This is a genomic window from Bacillus sp. FSL R5-0576 (genome assembly GCF_038004765.1).
In the GTDB taxonomy this organism is placed as follows: domain Bacteria; phylum Bacillota; class Bacilli; order Bacillales; family Bacillaceae; genus Bacillus; species Bacillus subtilis.
This window is the reverse complement of record NZ_JBBORU010000001.1, coordinates 3,815,689-3,831,110: the sequence shown is the minus strand read 5'-3', so window position 1 is coordinate 3,831,110 and position 15,422 is coordinate 3,815,689. Positions and strand designations below refer to the sequence as shown.

At 45.6% G+C, this 15,422-nt stretch carries 14 protein-coding genes; 9 read left to right on the top strand and 5 right to left on the bottom strand.

All coding sequences use genetic code 11. The features are described from left to right. Positions 1-2: 2 nt before the first annotated feature. The 5 genes from NX903_RS19610 to iolR form a co-directional block, all read right to left on the bottom strand. Positions 3-1,388 carry a sugar porter family MFS transporter gene (locus NX903_RS19610; RefSeq protein WP_063335876.1) on the bottom strand — a complete coding sequence of 462 codons (1,386 nt, stop codon included), beginning with the start codon at positions 1,386-1,388 and terminating at the stop codon, positions 3-5. Between the two features lie 237 nt (positions 1,389-1,625). Further along, complete coding sequence (locus NX903_RS19605; protein WP_003227046.1) at positions 1,626-1,934, bottom strand: YxcD family protein; 309 nt, start codon at positions 1,932-1,934, stop codon at positions 1,626-1,628. Between the two features lie 3 nt (positions 1,935-1,937). After that, positions 1,938-2,588 carry a hypothetical protein gene (locus NX903_RS19600; RefSeq protein ID WP_086344519.1) on the bottom strand — a complete coding sequence of 217 codons (651 nt, stop codon included), beginning with the start codon at positions 2,586-2,588 and terminating at the stop codon, positions 1,938-1,940. A 261-nt stretch (positions 2,589-2,849) separates the two neighbouring features. Further along, positions 2,850-3,782, bottom strand: a complete 933-nt coding sequence (locus tag NX903_RS19595; RefSeq protein WP_086344518.1) for an aldo/keto reductase — start codon at positions 3,780-3,782, stop codon at positions 2,850-2,852. A 53-nt stretch (positions 3,783-3,835) separates the two neighbouring features. Further along, positions 3,836-4,591: a myo-inositol utilization transcriptional regulator IolR gene (iolR, locus tag NX903_RS19590; RefSeq protein WP_003227050.1), complete on the bottom strand. Its 756-nt coding sequence runs from the start codon at positions 4,589-4,591 to the stop codon at positions 3,836-3,838. Between the two features lie 416 nt (positions 4,592-5,007). Here iolR and iolA point away from each other — a divergent pair, with 416 nt between their 5' ends. The 9 genes from iolA to iolI all read left to right on the top strand — a co-directional run bounded on the left by iolA (position 5,008) and on the right by iolI (position 15,417). After that, the gene (gene iolA, locus NX903_RS19585; RefSeq protein ID WP_003243682.1) at positions 5,008-6,471 is read left to right on the top strand and encodes a methylmalonate-semialdehyde dehydrogenase; all 1,464 of its coding nucleotides are present in this window, start codon (positions 5,008-5,010) and stop codon (positions 6,469-6,471) included. A gap of 74 nt (positions 6,472-6,545) precedes the next feature. Continuing rightward, on the top strand, positions 6,546-7,361 hold the full coding sequence (gene iolB, locus NX903_RS19580) for a 5-deoxy-glucuronate isomerase (RefSeq protein WP_086344517.1): 816 nt from the start codon (positions 6,546-6,548) through the stop codon (positions 7,359-7,361). Positions 7,362-7,384: 23 nt separating this feature from the next. Next, a complete protein-coding gene (iolC, locus tag NX903_RS19575; RefSeq protein ID WP_086344516.1) occupies positions 7,385-8,362 on the top strand; it encodes a 5-dehydro-2-deoxygluconokinase in 978 nt (325 codons plus the stop codon). A 32-nt stretch (positions 8,363-8,394) separates the two neighbouring features. Further along, positions 8,395-10,308 (top strand): 3D-(3,5/4)-trihydroxycyclohexane-1,2-dione acylhydrolase (decyclizing), encoded by a 1,914-nt coding sequence (iolD, locus tag NX903_RS19570; RefSeq protein WP_086344515.1) that lies wholly within the window; start codon positions 8,395-8,397, stop codon positions 10,306-10,308. 16 nt (positions 10,309-10,324) lie between these two features. Next, positions 10,325-11,218, top strand: coding sequence for a myo-inosose-2 dehydratase (gene iolE, locus NX903_RS19565; RefSeq protein ID WP_003227062.1), 894 nt, complete (start codon positions 10,325-10,327; stop codon positions 11,216-11,218). 14 nt (positions 11,219-11,232) lie between these two features. Beyond that, entirely contained in the window at positions 11,233-12,549 is a 1,317-nt protein-coding gene (gene iolF / locus NX903_RS19560; RefSeq protein WP_029318585.1) for a myo-inositol transporter IolF, read from the top strand. Between the two features lie 22 nt (positions 12,550-12,571). Then, positions 12,572-13,606: a bifunctional inositol 2-dehydrogenase/D-chiro-inositol 1-dehydrogenase gene (gene iolG / locus NX903_RS19555; RefSeq protein WP_014481414.1), complete on the top strand. Its 1,035-nt coding sequence runs from the start codon at positions 12,572-12,574 to the stop codon at positions 13,604-13,606. Positions 13,607-13,625: 19 nt separating this feature from the next. After that, entirely contained in the window at positions 13,626-14,495 is an 870-nt protein-coding gene (locus tag NX903_RS19550; RefSeq protein WP_086344514.1) for a sugar phosphate isomerase/epimerase family protein, read from the top strand. An 85-nt stretch (positions 14,496-14,580) separates the two neighbouring features. Beyond that, complete coding sequence (iolI, locus tag NX903_RS19545; RefSeq protein ID WP_015715014.1) at positions 14,581-15,417, top strand: 2-keto-myo-inositol isomerase; 837 nt, start codon at positions 14,581-14,583, stop codon at positions 15,415-15,417. The last annotated feature ends 5 nt before the right edge of the window (positions 15,418-15,422 follow it).

Here is a 15,422-nt window from a genome sequence, read left to right as displayed (position 1 = left end):
TTTTATAATGTACGCTCATTCAGCACTTGGTTTTGGGTGCTTTTCTTCTTTTTAAACCGTTTTTTCAGGCTTGCTTCAATTTCCTCCAAGCTTTTCCCTTTGGTTTCCGGTACCATGTAGAACGCGAAGAAAAATGAGAGAAGACAAATGACTGAGAAAACCATAAAGACCCATGCGATGCCCATCGCGCTTAGCATCAGCGGGAAGACGAGCGACACGATCAGATTGGCCGCCGATAACACCAAAGTCGTGAACCCTGTCGCGGCTCCGCGTGCTTTGGACGGGAAGAGCTCAGGCATGAGCACCCACACTACCGGACCCCATGTCGCCTGGTAAAAGACGATATAGACACCTAGAAAGACTACTGTCATCCACGCTGTTGATGCGGAAAGTCCGAGCGTTAGGAGCACGCCTGATAAAGCAGCAAGGCTCAGTGTGATGCCGATACTTCCCCAGATCAGAAGTTTTTTGCGGCCGACACGGTCAATTAAGATCATGGCAGTGATACACATGATGACGTTGAGGATGCCGATTCCCATTGTGCCGAGCGCCGAAGCTGATGTGCCAAGACCGGCCTTCGTAAAAATGGTTGGCGCGTAGTAGATGACCGTGTTAATGCCGACCGCCTGCTGGAAAATGGCAAGGCCGACGCCAATCAGAAGCATGGGGCGAATCCATTTGGCTTTCAGCACGCCAAGTGTCGTTTCTTTTTTCTCCGCTTCTCCTTGCTTCATCTCTGCCAATTCCATTTCAATGTCTTTGGGGTCATGAGTGATGTTCATGATGCGTCTCGCTTCTTCTTCACGGCCGCGCTTCACGAGCCATCTTGGCGATTCCGGCATGAACGCGATGCCGATTAATAGAAGCACGGCAGGTACTGCGGCCAGACCGACCATCCAGCGCCACGCTTCAAACGGTGTGAACAGGTAGTTAACGATATAGGCGAGCAAAATCCCGGTGACAATCATTAAGTTGTTCATTGTGCCGAGTGTCCCGCGAATTTTCGTCGGTGCCATTTCGGAAAGATACACGGGCACAAGTGCCGTTGAACCGCCGACGGCCAACCCGAGTATCACCCTAGATGCAATCAGCATGCCGATTGTTTGAGAAAATGCACAAGCGAGCGCACCGATAATAAAAATGATGGAAAGGACAAATACAACCTTTCTCCTGCCCCAGCGGTCTGAGCATGTGCCGCTCAAGGCAGAACCGAAAATCGCGCCAAGGAGCAGCATGCTGACAACCAATCCTTCTGTCAATGTCGTTAAAGGAATATCGTTATTGATAAACAGGAGTGCTCCTGAGATAACGCCTGTATCGTAACCATATAGCAGTCCCCCTAAAGCGCCGAAAAAGTAGATCATATATTTCCTTGTGTCTTTCTTCACAAATGTCTCCTCCTCAGTTGTTGAGCCAATGAGTATCTAAAATGTATAACAAAGTTAATAGATTAGTACCCATTTCCTATCTCATTTGAAACATTTGTTTTGAACAAACGGAAACATTAAAGCCAAAAGAGATGATCACAGATCCGCTGAGTTTAGGAAAAACGAAATAACTTTATGCTCAGAGAAACCATTAAAAAAACCTTACCCGCGCGGAGTAAGGTTTTGATTAAGACATTTTTATTCTTCTGCTTCGTTGACGAAAACCAAGGCGGAGAAGCCTTTTTTCTTATCAAATTGCAATTCAACGACGGTAACGTCCGGATTGAAGTTGTGGTATTCCTCTAAGAACTGAATAATGCCTTCTGAAATGTCATCTGACATAAGCTGCTTGTGGTGCAGGCCAAATGTGGCTTCAGCGAAGAACCCTGTACGCTTGTTGTACGATAGTTCTTTTACTTCAACGTCTTCAGGGTAGATATCTTCTTCATTGGAAATATACACGCAAATTCCGTCTACAATTTCTTGCTCATTTAATATTAATCTCATTGCCTAAAATCTCCTTCTGTACGTCTTCGGTGCTTTAAATGCGCGAATCAACGCGATGACAATGATTAAAATAATGATCAAAGCAATGATATCAACGATCCAGGCAATGGGTGAAGCGCCATACGAAACATAGCCTGGGCCTCCGACTGGATGATAGGTGTAACCCCATGGGTGCATCATGCTGATCATGAACATACCCATTGTAAATCCGCTATAATATCCAAACCATCCTGATGGCGCGAAACCTGCGTGATAGTAATGATTCACTGAAACATAACGTCCGCCAACATAAGCTTTAGACGTTTTTCCGCTGTATGTCTTTCCGCTTACTTTTGATGTAGCGCCGGAAAAGGTCCCTGACGATTTTTTAGAGCTTGATGAGCTTGCCTTTTCCGAAGGCTTCTTTTTAAGCGAAATCGATGATGATGAATCGTCAGACGTCTTGGATTTTTTGCTAGAAGAGCTTGATCCTGAGCTGTAGCTTGATTTCGGGCTTGATTTATAGCTTCCGCTGTATGACGAGCTTGAACTCCGGCTGCTGTAACTAGATGATGAGCGGCCGCTAAAGCTCTTTGCATGAGAAATCGTTGATGGCAGCAGTAGACCTAAAGCAACGGTTACTGCAACTAAGGCTTTTACATATTTAAGTTTCATTCGGTTTCCCCCATAGACCATCGAAACGGTCTGCTATTCTGACCAGCAAATAAAAGAAGCTGGGTCAGCTTTATTTCATATGAGCTGGATGATATGAACGTTTCATACTTTTGCTTTCTCAATCACTTTCTTTCTGAGATAAACTACCTTTATTTTATCGGATTTATGGCTCATTTTGTAAGGTTTTGCTTCAAAATCAGTTATTTAGGAATTTATCGCACAAAAAAACAGCCTTCTCCATTGGAGAAGGCTGTTTTCTTCTTATGCGAACAGATTATCAATAAATGAAATATCCTCTTGAGAAAGCGTCACGTCGGCTGTTTTGATGTTATCAATCAGCTGATCGGCACGTTTTGCTCCCGGGATTAAAATATCAATTTCCGGTCTTGCTAAATACCAGGCCAATACGATGTGAGGGATATCCACGTTGTGTTTTTCGGCAATCGGCGCAAGCTTGTTGACCTTTCTGATATTTTCTTTGAAACGCTCGCCCTTGAAGTGTTCCTGTTCGTTTCGCAGGTCGCCTTCTGGGAACGTTGTATCTTCTGTATACTTTCCTGCCAATAAACCTGATACGAGAGGGAAGTAAGGGATAAATGAAATATTATGCTCCTTCGTATACGGGAAGAATGTTTTTTCCGCTTCACGGTTTAACAGGTTGTATTCGCCTTGCAATACATCTACCAAACCGTCTTTGTTTGCTTCTTTCAATTGCTCTAAAGAGAAGTTGGATACACCGATGGAGCGGATTTTTCCGGCTTTCTTCATCTCATTCAGCGCGTTAACGGCTTCATCCTTAGGCGTATGTTCGTCAGGGAAGTGAATGTAGAACAAATCGATATAATCGGTATTCAAGCGTTTCAGGCTTTCATCAACTGATTTTTTAAGAAATTCTGGTGAATTATCAAAGACAAAGTCATTGCCTTGTTTTCTGTGAGCGGCTTTTGTAGCGATGACAACATCTTCACGGTTGAATTCACGCAGCACTTCACCAATTAATTCTTCGGAACGGCCGATCCCGTAAATATAAGCGGTGTCTAACATTGTCACGCCATTACGGATCGCCTCGCGCACCAATTCTTTTCCGGTTTCTTCATTTAGGTTCGGGTAGAGGTTATGTCCTCCGACAGCATTTGTTCCTAATCCGATAGGGAATACCTGCAAGTCTGATTTTCCGAGCTTCGCTTTTTTCATGATCTGCCTCCTAGAATAAAATGGATGATAGACTCTCAACACTATTGTAAACGTTAGGCCAGATGAATGCCGATTTGATGCTCATTGCAGTACTGCGTGTACTCGTCGTCTAATGGCTGAGAGGTCACAATGCAATGCAGCCTGTCAAACGGTGCATACGTCAGAAGCGTTGATTTTCCGAATTTAGAATGGTCAGCCAATAGATACACTTCTTTTGCTTTTTCCGAAATCCTCTTTTTAATTTCATACTCCAGCAGATCCGAATTGGTCAATCCGTGAGTCAGCGTCGTTCCGGTAGCGGACATAAAGGCTTTGTTGATATTGTACTTATCAAGCATAGCCGGGTCGTCCATGCCGACAAAGGAGCGGGTTTTTCTCTTATAGTTGTTTCCGATAATGATTAAGTTGATATTCTTCAAAGCTGACGCCGCATTGATAATGTCTAAACTGTTGGTTAAGATGGTGACATTTTTGGCTGGATCAAGCGTATCAAGAATAGACTTTGTCGTCGTTCCTGAATCAATGAAGACCAAATCGTGATCTTCAATAAATCGGGAAGCATAATGGGCGATTTTTGTTTTTTCATCCTGGTGCTGAATGGTGCGATTTTCAAAAGGAACTAATGCGGTTTTTTCAATAGATGTTACGCCGCCGTATACTTTTTCAATCGCACCCTTTTCTGTTAGCTTGTTGATATCACGTCTGACTGTGTTTTTGGAGACATTGAACACCTGGCACAGCTCATCTAAGGAAACAGTGCCATGCGATAAAATGTACTCCTCCATTTCCTGAATCCGCATCAGTTTCATATAAAAAACTCCTTCTTGAATCTTTACGTAACATAAATATATAATAAAAACCAAAAGTTAATCAATAGTTGCTTAAAAAATGATAACATCGGTGTATATCTTTTGCAAGATTCTACGGCCTTCTCTTACCTCTCTTACTTGATTAAAAGATTAATATAATAAAAATAATGAAAAAATTTAGTGTTTATGATTGACTTATGGGTATTATGCGATTAGAATATAACCAAGAAATGACCAAAAAGTAACCTGTTGTGCATGAAATGGTTGCTTGTATGTAAATATGCATCCGCCATTTATTTTTTTGGTTTTTTTGAAAGCGTTTAATTCTTGGCTTACTGAAAAGTGGATATTGATATGAATCTATCCTGAACCATCCATACAAGTGTATGTGTTTACTAATGAAGGAGGCAATAAGAATGGCAGAAATCAGAAAATTAAAAAACTATATCAACGGTGAATGGGTTGAAAGCAAAACAGATCAATATGAAGATGTCGTCAATCCGGCGACGAAAGAAGTGCTATGCCAAGTGCCGATTTCTACAAAAGAAGATATTGATTACGCAGCGCAAACAGCGGCTGAAGCATTTAAAACATGGTCGAAGGTGGCGGTTCCGCGCCGTGCCAGAATTCTATTTAACTTCCAGCAGCTGCTGTCCCAGCATAAAGAAGAACTGGCTCATCTGATTACCATTGAAAACGGAAAAAACACAAAAGAAGCTTTAGGTGAAGTGGGACGCGGGATTGAAAACGTAGAGTTCGCCGCTGGAGCACCTTCCCTGATGATGGGTGACTCACTTGCTTCCATCGCAACGGACGTTGAAGCGGCGAACTACCGTTACCCAATCGGAGTTGTCGGCGGAATCGCGCCATTCAACTTCCCGATGATGGTTCCTTGCTGGATGTTCCCGATGGCGATCGCGCTCGGCAACACATTTATTTTAAAACCATCTGAGCGAACTCCGCTGTTAACAGAGAAATTGGTTGAGCTTTTTGAAAAAGCGGGCCTTCCGAAAGGGGTATTCAACGTCGTATACGGTGCGCATGACGTTGTGAACGGCATTCTCGAGCATCCCGAGATTAAAGCGATTTCATTTGTAGGCTCCAAGCCAGTCGGCGAATACGTCTACAAAAAAGGAAGCGAAAACTTAAAACGCGTTCAATCTCTGACTGGCGCGAAAAACCATACGATTGTCTTGAACGATGCGAATCTTGAAGACACGGTCACAAACATCGTCGGAGCTGCCTTCGGTTCTGCCGGTGAACGCTGCATGGCTTGTGCGGTTGTGACGGTTGAAGAAGGAATCGCCGATGAATTTATGGCGAAGCTGCAGGAAAAAGTGGCGGACATTAAAATCGGTAACGGCCTTGATGACGGCGTGTTCTTAGGACCGGTGATTCGCGAAGACAACAAGAAGCGCACGCTCAGCTATATCGAAAAAGGTCTTGAAGAAGGTGCCAGACTCGTATGTGACGGACGTGAAAATGTGTCTGACGACGGCTACTTTGTCGGCCCGACGATCTTTGACAATGTCACAACAGAAATGACGATCTGGAAAGATGAAATTTTCGCTCCGGTCTTATCTGTCATCCGTGTGAAAAACCTGAAAGAAGCGATTGAAATCGCCAATAAGTCTGAGTTTGCGAACGGCGCCTGCTTGTTCACATCCAACTCAAACGCAATCCGCTACTTCCGTGAAAACATTGATGCGGGAATGCTAGGCATCAACCTTGGTGTGCCGGCTCCAATGGCGTTCTTCCCATTCTCAGGCTGGAAATCTTCATTCTTTGGAACGCTGCATGCGAACGGAAAAGACAGCGTCGACTTCTATACACGTAAAAAAGTGGTGACGGCAAGATATCCGGCACCTGATTTCAACTAAACGACGAACAGCCGAACGGCGTCCATGTGCGCTGTTCGGACTCATTCTGCCAATAGAAAGAGGAGGGCTTCTCTATGAGTTATTTGTTGCGTAAGCCGCAGTCGCATGAAGTGTCTAATGGGGTCAAACTCGTGCACGAAGTAACGAAATCCAACTCTGATCTCACTTATGTAGAGTTTAAGGTGTTAGATCTAGCTTCCGGTTCCAGCTATGCAGAAGAATTGAATAAACAAGAAATCTGTATTGTGGCGGTAACGGGAAAAATTACAGTGACGGACCATGAGTCGACTTTTGAGAATATCGGTACGCGTGAAAGCGTATTTGAACGAAAACCGACAGACAGCGTCTATATGTCAAATGACCGTGCATTTGAGATTACAGCGGTCAGCGACGCAAGAGTGGCGCTTTGCTATTCTCCATCGGAAAAACAGCTGCCGACAAAGCTAATCAAAGCGGAAGACAACGGAATTGAGCATCGCGGGAAGTTTTCAAACAAACGTACTGTTCATAACATTCTTCCGGATTCAGACCCTTCAGCTAACAGCCTATTAGTAGTTGAAGTCTATACAGACAGCGGCAACTGGTCCAGCTACCCGCCTCACAAACATGATCAAGACAACTTGCCGGAAGAATCTTTCTTAGAAGAAACGTACTACCATGAGTTAGACCCGGGGCAGGGCTTTGTGTTTCAGCGCATATACACAGATGACCGTTCTATTGATGAGACAATGACTGTAGAAAATGAAAACGTTGTCATCGTTCCTGCGGGATACCACCCGGTAGGTGTGCCGGACGGATACACATCCTACTATTTAAATGTCATGGCAGGGCCGACGCGGAAATGGAAGTTTCATAATGACCCGGCGCATGAATGGATTTTAGAACGTTAACAAGTGAGGAGTGGCTGTTTACGATGAAGTATACATTCAATGAAGAGAAGGCTTTTGATATTGTTGCCATCGGCCGGGCATGTATTGATCTGAACGCAGTCGAATACAACCGCCCAATGGAAGAAACGATGACATTTTCGAAATATGTCGGCGGTTCACCTGCGAATATCGCGATCGGCAGCGCGAAGCTTGGCTTAAAAGCGGGCTTCATCGGCAAAATTCCAGATGACCAGCATGGAAGATTCATAGAGTCCTATATGAGAAAGACCGGCGTTGATACAACACAGATGGTTGTTGATCAAGATGGACACAAAGCAGGCCTTGCATTTACAGAAATCCTCAGCCCTGAAGAATGCAGCATTTTAATGTATCGCGATGATGTGGCGGATCTTTATCTTGCGCCTTCAGATGTAAGCGAGGACTACATCGCAAATGCGAAAATGCTGCTTGTTTCCGGGACAGCGCTCGCCAAAAGCCCGTCACGGGAAGCGGTATTAAAAGCTGTTCAATACGCGAAGAAGCATCAGGTTAAAGTGGTGTTCGAACTGGATTACCGCCCGTATACGTGGCAGTCATCAGATGAAACAGCCGTTTATTATTCTTTGGTTGCCGAGCAGTCTGATATCGTCATCGGCACACGCGATGAATTTGATGTGATGGAAAACCGCACAGGCGGAAGCAATGAAGAATCCGTCAATCATTTATTTGGCCATTCAGCCGACCTCGTTGTCATCAAACACGGCGTCGAAGGCTCTTACGCATACAGCAAATCCGGCGAGGTATTCCGCGCTCAAGCGTACAAGACAAAAGTGCTGAAAACTTTTGGAGCCGGTGACTCCTATGCGTCAGCCTTTATCTATGGCCTTGTCACCGGAAAAGACATCGAAACGGCATTGAAATACGGCAGTGCTTCAGCTTCCATTGTGGTGAGCAAGCACAGTTCGTCAGAAGCGATGCCGACTGCTGATGAAATCGTACAGCTTATTGAAGCACAGTCATAATTGAAAAAGATCGAGTAAAGGTGGGATCGTTTGTGGGCAAGAAAATTCGCTTAACAACAGCACAGGCGCTGATTAAATTCTTAAACCAGCAGTACATCCATGTAGATGGAAAGGAAGAGCCTTTTGTCGAAGGGATCTTCACGATTTTCGGTCATGGAAACGTATTAGGGATCGGGCAGGCGCTTGAGCAGGATGCAGGCCATTTGAAAGTCTATCAAGGGAAAAATGAACAAGGAATGGCGCATGCGGCCATGGCGTACAGCAAGCAAATGCTGAGAAGAAAAATATATGCGGTGTCTACATCCGTCGGACCTGGAGCGGCTAACTTGGTGGCGGCAGCCGGCACTGCATTGGCAAACAATATCCCAGTTCTCTTGATTCCGGCAGACACATTTGCGACAAGACAGCCAGACCCTGTACTGCAGCAAATGGAGCAAGAATACAGTGCGGCGATTACGACAAACGATGCATTGAAGCCTGTATCGAGATACTGGGACCGCATTACGCGCCCTGAGCAGCTGATGAGCAGTTTGCTGCGCGCGTTTGAAGTCATGACTGATCCGGCAAAAGCAGGTCCGGCAACGATTTGTATTTCTCAGGATGTTGAAGGGGAAGCATACGATTTTGATGAAAGTTTCTTCGTCAAACGGGTTCACTATATTGATCGCATGCAGCCGAGCGAGCGCGAGCTTCAAGGAGCGGCGGAGCTGATTAAATCCAGCAAAAAACCTGTGATTCTCGTCGGCGGAGGCGCAAAATATTCCGGTGCGCGCGATGAATTGGTCGCCATTTCTGAAGCCTATAACATTCCGTTAGTTGAAACGCAGGCAGGAAAGTCTACTGTTGAGGCTGATTTTGCGAACAACCTTGGCGGAATGGGCATCACAGGTACACTTGCGGCAAACAAAGCGGCCCGCCAAGCTGATTTGATTATTGGCATCGGCACAAGGTATACAGATTTTGCGACATCCTCTAAGACCGCTTTTGATTTTGATAAGGCGAAGTTTTTGAACATTAACGTCAGCCGAATGCAGGCGTATAAACTTGATGCATTCCAAGTGGTAGCAGATGCGAAAGTGACGCTTGGCAAACTGCATGCCTTGCTTGAAGGCTATGAGAGCGAGTTCGGCACAACGATTCGGGAGCTGAAGGACGAATGGCTAGCTGAACGCGAGCGTCTCAGCAAAGTGACGTTTAAGCGGGAAGCATTTGATCCGGAAATCAAACATCATTTTTCTCAAGAGGTCCTGAATGAATATGCTGACGCGTTGAATACGGAGCTTCCGCAAACAACGGCATTGCTGACAATCAACGAGACGATTCCTGAAGACAGTGTCATCATCTGTTCAGCAGGCTCACTCCCAGGAGATTTGCAGCGTCTGTGGCATTCTAATGTTCCGAATACGTATCACCTGGAGTATGGGTATTCTTGCATGGGCTATGAAGTGTCCGGGACACTCGGTCTTAAACTGGCCCACCCTGACAGAGAAGTGTATTCAATCGTCGGAGACGGCAGCTTCCTGATGCTTCATTCTGAATTGATCACGGCGATTCAATACAACAAGAAAATCAATGTGCTGCTCTTTGACAACTCAGGATTCGGATGCATCAACAACCTGCAAATGGATCACGGCAGCGGCAGCTACTATTGCGAGTTCCGCACAGACGACAACCAAATCCTGAATGTCGATTACGCGAAAGTCGCTGAGGGATACGGCGCGAAAACCTACCGCGCAAACACAGTAGAAGAATTAAAAGCGGCGTTAGAGGATGCGAAGAAACAGAATGTATCAACATTAATTGAAATGAAGGTGCTGCCTAAAACAATGACGGACGGCTATGACAGCTGGTGGCATGTCGGGGTGGCAGAGGTATCTGAACAAGAAAGCGTTCAGAAAGCATACGAAGCAAAAGAGAAAAAGCTGGAATCTGCGAAGCAGTATTAGAGGGGAGGCACCATAGATGGGCAAAAATGAAATCCTGTGGGGAATCGCTCCCATTGGGTGGCGGAATGATGACATGCCTGAAATTGGAGCGGGAAATACACTTCAGCATTTGTTAAGTGATATCGTTGTCGCACGTTTTCAAGGCACGGAGGTCGGGGGCTTTTTCCCCGAACCTGCCATCCTGAACAAAGAGCTGAAGCTTCGGAACTTACGCATTGCAGGAAAATGGTTCAGCAGTTTTATTTTGCGTGACGGACTTGGTGAAGCGGCAAAGACATTTACCCTGCATTGTGAGTATTTGCAGCAAGTAAACGCGGATGTCGCAGTTGTCTCTGAACAAACGTACAGCGTGCAAAGCTTGGAGAAAAACGTGTTCACAGAGAAGCCGCACTTTACGGATGATGAATGGGAGCGGCTTTGCGAAGGGCTGAATCACCTTGGCGAAATTGCCGCTCAGCATGGCTTGAAGCTTGTCTATCATCATCATCTCGGCACTGGTGTCCAAACAGCGGAAGAAGTGGACCGCCTGATGGCAGGAACAGACCCTGCGCATGTACACCTCCTCTATGATACAGGCCATGCGTATATTTCTGACGGCGATTACATGGGGATGCTTGAGAAGCATATCGGCCGCATTAAGCATGTGCACTTTAAGGATGCCCGCCTGAATGTCATGGAACAATGCAGGCTCGAAGGACAATCGTTCCGGCAATCATTTTTAAAAGGCATGTTTACGGTTCCCGGTGACGGCTGCATTGACTTTAGAGAAGTATATCAGCTGCTGTTGAAGCACAGTTATTCCGGATGGATTGTCATTGAAGCTGAACAAGACCCCGATGTTGCAAACCCGCTGGAGTATGCATTGATTGCGAGAAACTATATTGATCAGCAGTTGTTGGATCTGGCTTAATGGGGAATGAACATATGGGCAATACCAATGGAGATTCAGCCTTCAATAAACGGACAATCGCGGCAGCATTGGCCAACTATATTGATGCCGGTTCAATTGTGGCAGGCTCCGCCGGTTTATCATTATGGGTCAGTTACCTTAAGCTATCCGATACGCAAATCGGGCTGCTTGGCGCGCTGAGCGCAAATGCGATTTCTGCCGCTGTCGGTGCGCTGCTTGGCGGGTTTTTGGCTGATAAAGTCGGACGGAAGGCTGTTTATACCAATAGTATGCTGGTTTATGCACTAGGGATTTGTTTGGTTTTGTTCGGGGTTAATTTCCCCATGTTGTTAAGCGGTTACATCATTATCGGTTTATCAGTAGGAGCTGACATAACCGCGTCATGGACCATTATTGCGGAAAATGCGCCAAAGAAGAATCGGGCCAGGCATTGCGGCGTAGCACAAGTCGCTTGGGCCGCGGGCGCTGTCGTTGTACTGCTCCTCTCCGTACTGGCCGGTGACTTGGGACTCTTGGGGAATAAAATCGTATTTGCCCATCTGCTTGTGATTGCGCTGATTACGTACATCCTGAGAATCAGGCTTCCGGAATCAGACGCCTGGCAGACAAAAAATCAGCCGGAGGAAGCTCAGGCAGAGAAGCCGGCTGTATTGAATAAGACATCGTATTTTGATTTGCTCAAGCCTATGTATCTAAAAAGCATACTGTTTTTGATGGGTGTGTACTTGGTTTGGAACCTAGCCGCCGGGGTCATGGGCTTCTTTATGCCATACATTTATCAGCAGGTCGGCGGTGTATCTGCCAACATGGCCAACCTTTTGCAAATGGGGCTGTTTATCTTCACAGGATTGGGGGTCGCCTTGATCTTCATGCCCTTTGCCGACAAATATAGAAAAACCGTATTTGGAATCGCCGCTTTCATGGCGGTGATCGGGTGGACACTGTTTCTGCTGCCAGTTGAAGGCCTGCCGATTCTGCTCCTGTTTATTGTCGTGATCGGCATCAATAACGGAGCAGGGCAGCAAGCGAACTATCAGTTATGGGCCAGCGAAATCTTTCCTACGCAATATCGTGCTTCCGCACAAGGACTGATGTTTTTCCTTGTCCGTATTTCAATAGGGATTTGGAGTCTGTTTGTCCCAATGATTATCACCAATTTCGGCATTGGAACGATGGCTGCAATTCTTCTCGGATGTGTGACGGCCAGTATGATCATCGGGCTGCTCTTTGCGCCGAATACGTCTGGCAAGTCGCTTGAACAAATTCAAGAGGAACTCTACGGATCTCCTCAGAGCCAAGTAAAGCAAGGAACAGAAAGCAAAATTATGTAATCAACAGAAGGAGTGGCTGTCAATGAGTTTACGTATTGGCGTAATTGGAACTGGAGCAATCGGAAAAGAACATATTAACCGCATCACGAACAAGCTGTCCGGCGCAGAAATCGTAGCTGTAACGGATGTTAATCAAGAAGCTGCACAAAAGGTCGTTGAGCAATACCAATTAAACGCGACGGTTTATCCGAATGATGACAGCCTGCTTGCAGACGAAAATGTAGACGCTGTCTTAGTGACAAGCTGGGGGCCTGCGCATGAGTCAAGCGTGCTGAAAGCGATTAAAGCCCAGAAATATGTGTTCTGTGAAAAACCGCTCGCGACAACGGCTGAAGGATGCATGCGAATCGTCGAAGAAGAAATCAAAGTGGGCAAACGCCTTGTTCAAGTCGGCTTCATGCGCCGTTATGACAGCGGTTACGTACAGCTGAAGGAAGCACTTGATAACCATGTGATTGGCGAACCGCTTATGATTCACTGCGCGCACCGCAACCCGACTGTAGGAGATAACTACACAACCGATATGGCCGTAGTCGACACGCTTGTTCATGAAATTGATGTGCTGCACTGGCTCGTCAACGATGACTACGAGTCCGTTCAAGTCATCTACCCGAAAAAATCGAAAAATGCGCTCCCGCATTTAAAAGATCCGCAAATCGTCGTAATTGAAACAAAAGGCGGTATCGTCATCAATGCTGAAATCTATGTGAACTGTAAATACGGCTATGACATTCAATGCGAAATCGTCGGAGAAGACGGCATCATCAAGCTTCCCGAGCCATCAAGCATCAGCTTGAGAAAAGAAGGCAAATTCAGCACTGATATTTTGATGGATTGGCAGAGACGCTTTGTCGCTGCGTACGATGTGGAAATCCAAGACTTTATTGATTCGATTCAAAAGAAAGGCGAGGTCAGCGGACCGACGGCATGGGACGGCTATATTGCTGCTGTCACGACTGACGCGTGTGTAAAAGCCCAGGAATCTGGACAAAAAGAAAAGGTTGAATTGAAGGAAAAACCGGAATTCTATCAATCTTTTACAACAGTTCAAAACTAGAAAACAGAGGAGTGAAAATATGAAGTTAGCATTGGATCCATCCATGTATCGTGATGATTTAACTTTAGAGGAAATGGTCTATAAAACGGCGGAGCTTGGCTATGAATATATCGAATTGTCTCCGCGCGAGGATTTTTGCCCGTTTTATAAATATCCGAAAGTCGATTCAGCAAAGATCAAACAATTAAAGCGCCTTTTAAGAGATACAGGTGTTAAGCTTTCATCGCTTCTTCCTCTTTACCACTGGGCGGGACCCGATGAAGACCGCCGCCAGGCAGCAGTGCGCAACTGGAAACGGGCAATCGAAATTGCCGTTGAACTTGAAGTGGATTTGATGAACAGCGAATTCAGCGGTTCGAAATATGATCCTTTAACAAGTGAAGAAAAATTTATCAAATCCATGGATGAGCTTCTGCCAGTCTTTGAAAAAGAAGGCGTGAAACTCAATCTTCAAGCCCACCCATACGATTTTATCGAAACGCACAAAGGTGCGATGGATATGATCCGCGCGCTTGACAAGGATTGGATCAATCTTGTCTACTCGACTGCGCATACGTTCTTCTATGATGACGGCAAAGGCGACATCGAGACCATGTTTGACGAAGCCGGCGACCGCCTCACACATGTTTTATTTGCAGATACCTATAATCATAAAGCGGCTCATGGCCTTCGCTACATCGTCAATCCGCCTGACGCGAAAGTAACGGTTCACCAGCATTTGGACATTGGCCAAGGCGAGGTTGATTTTGATACGATTTTCAGAAAACTGAGAGAGATGAAGTTCGACGGAATTGCGACGAATGCCGTATTTGCTTGGGTCGATGAAAGAGCGGATGAATCAAGCCGATTTATGCTTAAGAAAATGAAAGAAGAATTAGGTCTGGCATAAGCTGAGCATGGAGTTCGGCGGGATATGGCGACAGCCTTCCTGCCGAACTCCCTTCATATCTAAAACGCAGATGGGGGAGTCTGGCATGAAACTTTGTTTTAATGAAGCGACAACATTGGAAAATTCAAACCTTAAACTGGATTTAGAACTATGCGAAAAGCATGGCTATGATTATATTGAAATCCGTACAATGGATAAGCTGCCGGAGTACTTAAAAGACCATTCATTGGATGACCTTGCGGAATATTTTCAAACCCACCACATCAAACCGCTTGCCTTAAACGCACTCGTTTTCTTCAACAACCGTGATGAAAAGGGCCACAACGAGATCATCACTGAATTTAAAGGCATGATGGAAACATGCAAAACCCTCGGTGTGAAATATGTGGTGGCCGTTCCGCTTGTGACAGAGCAGAAGATTGTAAAAGAAGAGATCAAAAAGAGCAGTGTAGAGGTGCTGACTGAGCTGTCAGATATCGCGGAGCCGTACGGCGTAAAAATCGCGCTTGAATTTGTCGGCCATCCGCAATGTACGGTCAATACGTTTGAACAGGCGTATGAGATCGTAAACACAGTTAACCGTGACAATGTCGGGCTTGTCCTTGACAGTTTTCACTTCCATGCAATGGGTTCAAATATTGAGAGTTTAAAGCAGGCGGACGGAAAGAAAATCTTCATCTATCATATCGATGATACAGAAGATTTCCCAATTGGCTTTTTAACAGATGAGGATCGTGTATGGCCGGGACAAGGGGCAATTGACTTAGATGCCCACTTATCAGCACTGAAGGAAATCGGCTTCTCTGATGTTGTATCGGTTGAGCTCTTCCGGCCTGAATACTATAAGCTGACTGCTGAGGAAGCCATTCAAACAGCGAAAAAAACAACAGTGGACGTCGTATCAAAATACTTCAACATGTAATGGAT

Coding starts and splice junctions, on each gene's coding strand:
- NX903_RS19605 (WP_003227046.1), bottom strand. CDS start 1,934: ATGAGATTAATATTAAATGAGCAAGAAATTGTAGACGGAATTTGCGTG.
- NX903_RS19600 (WP_086344519.1), bottom strand. CDS start 2,588: ATGAAACTTAAATATGTAAAAGCCTTAGTTGCAGTAACCGTTGCTTTA.
- NX903_RS19595 (WP_086344518.1), bottom strand. CDS start 3,782: ATGAAAAAAGCGAAGCTCGGAAAATCAGACTTGCAGGTATTCCCTATC.
- iolR (WP_003227050.1), bottom strand. CDS start 4,591: ATGAAACTGATGCGGATTCAGGAAATGGAGGAGTACATTTTATCGCAT.
- iolA (WP_003243682.1), top strand. CDS start 5,008: ATGGCAGAAATCAGAAAATTAAAAAACTATATCAACGGTGAATGGGTT.
- iolB (WP_086344517.1), top strand. CDS start 6,546: ATGAGTTATTTGTTGCGTAAGCCGCAGTCGCATGAAGTGTCTAATGGG.
- iolC (WP_086344516.1), top strand. CDS start 7,385: ATGAAGTATACATTCAATGAAGAGAAGGCTTTTGATATTGTTGCCATC.
- iolE (WP_003227062.1), top strand. CDS start 10,325: ATGGGCAAAAATGAAATCCTGTGGGGAATCGCTCCCATTGGGTGGCGG.
- iolF (WP_029318585.1), top strand. CDS start 11,233: ATGGGCAATACCAATGGAGATTCAGCCTTCAATAAACGGACAATCGCG.
- iolG (WP_014481414.1), top strand. CDS start 12,572: ATGAGTTTACGTATTGGCGTAATTGGAACTGGAGCAATCGGAAAAGAA.
- NX903_RS19550 (WP_086344514.1), top strand. CDS start 13,626: ATGAAGTTAGCATTGGATCCATCCATGTATCGTGATGATTTAACTTTA.
- iolI (WP_015715014.1), top strand. CDS start 14,581: ATGAAACTTTGTTTTAATGAAGCGACAACATTGGAAAATTCAAACCTT.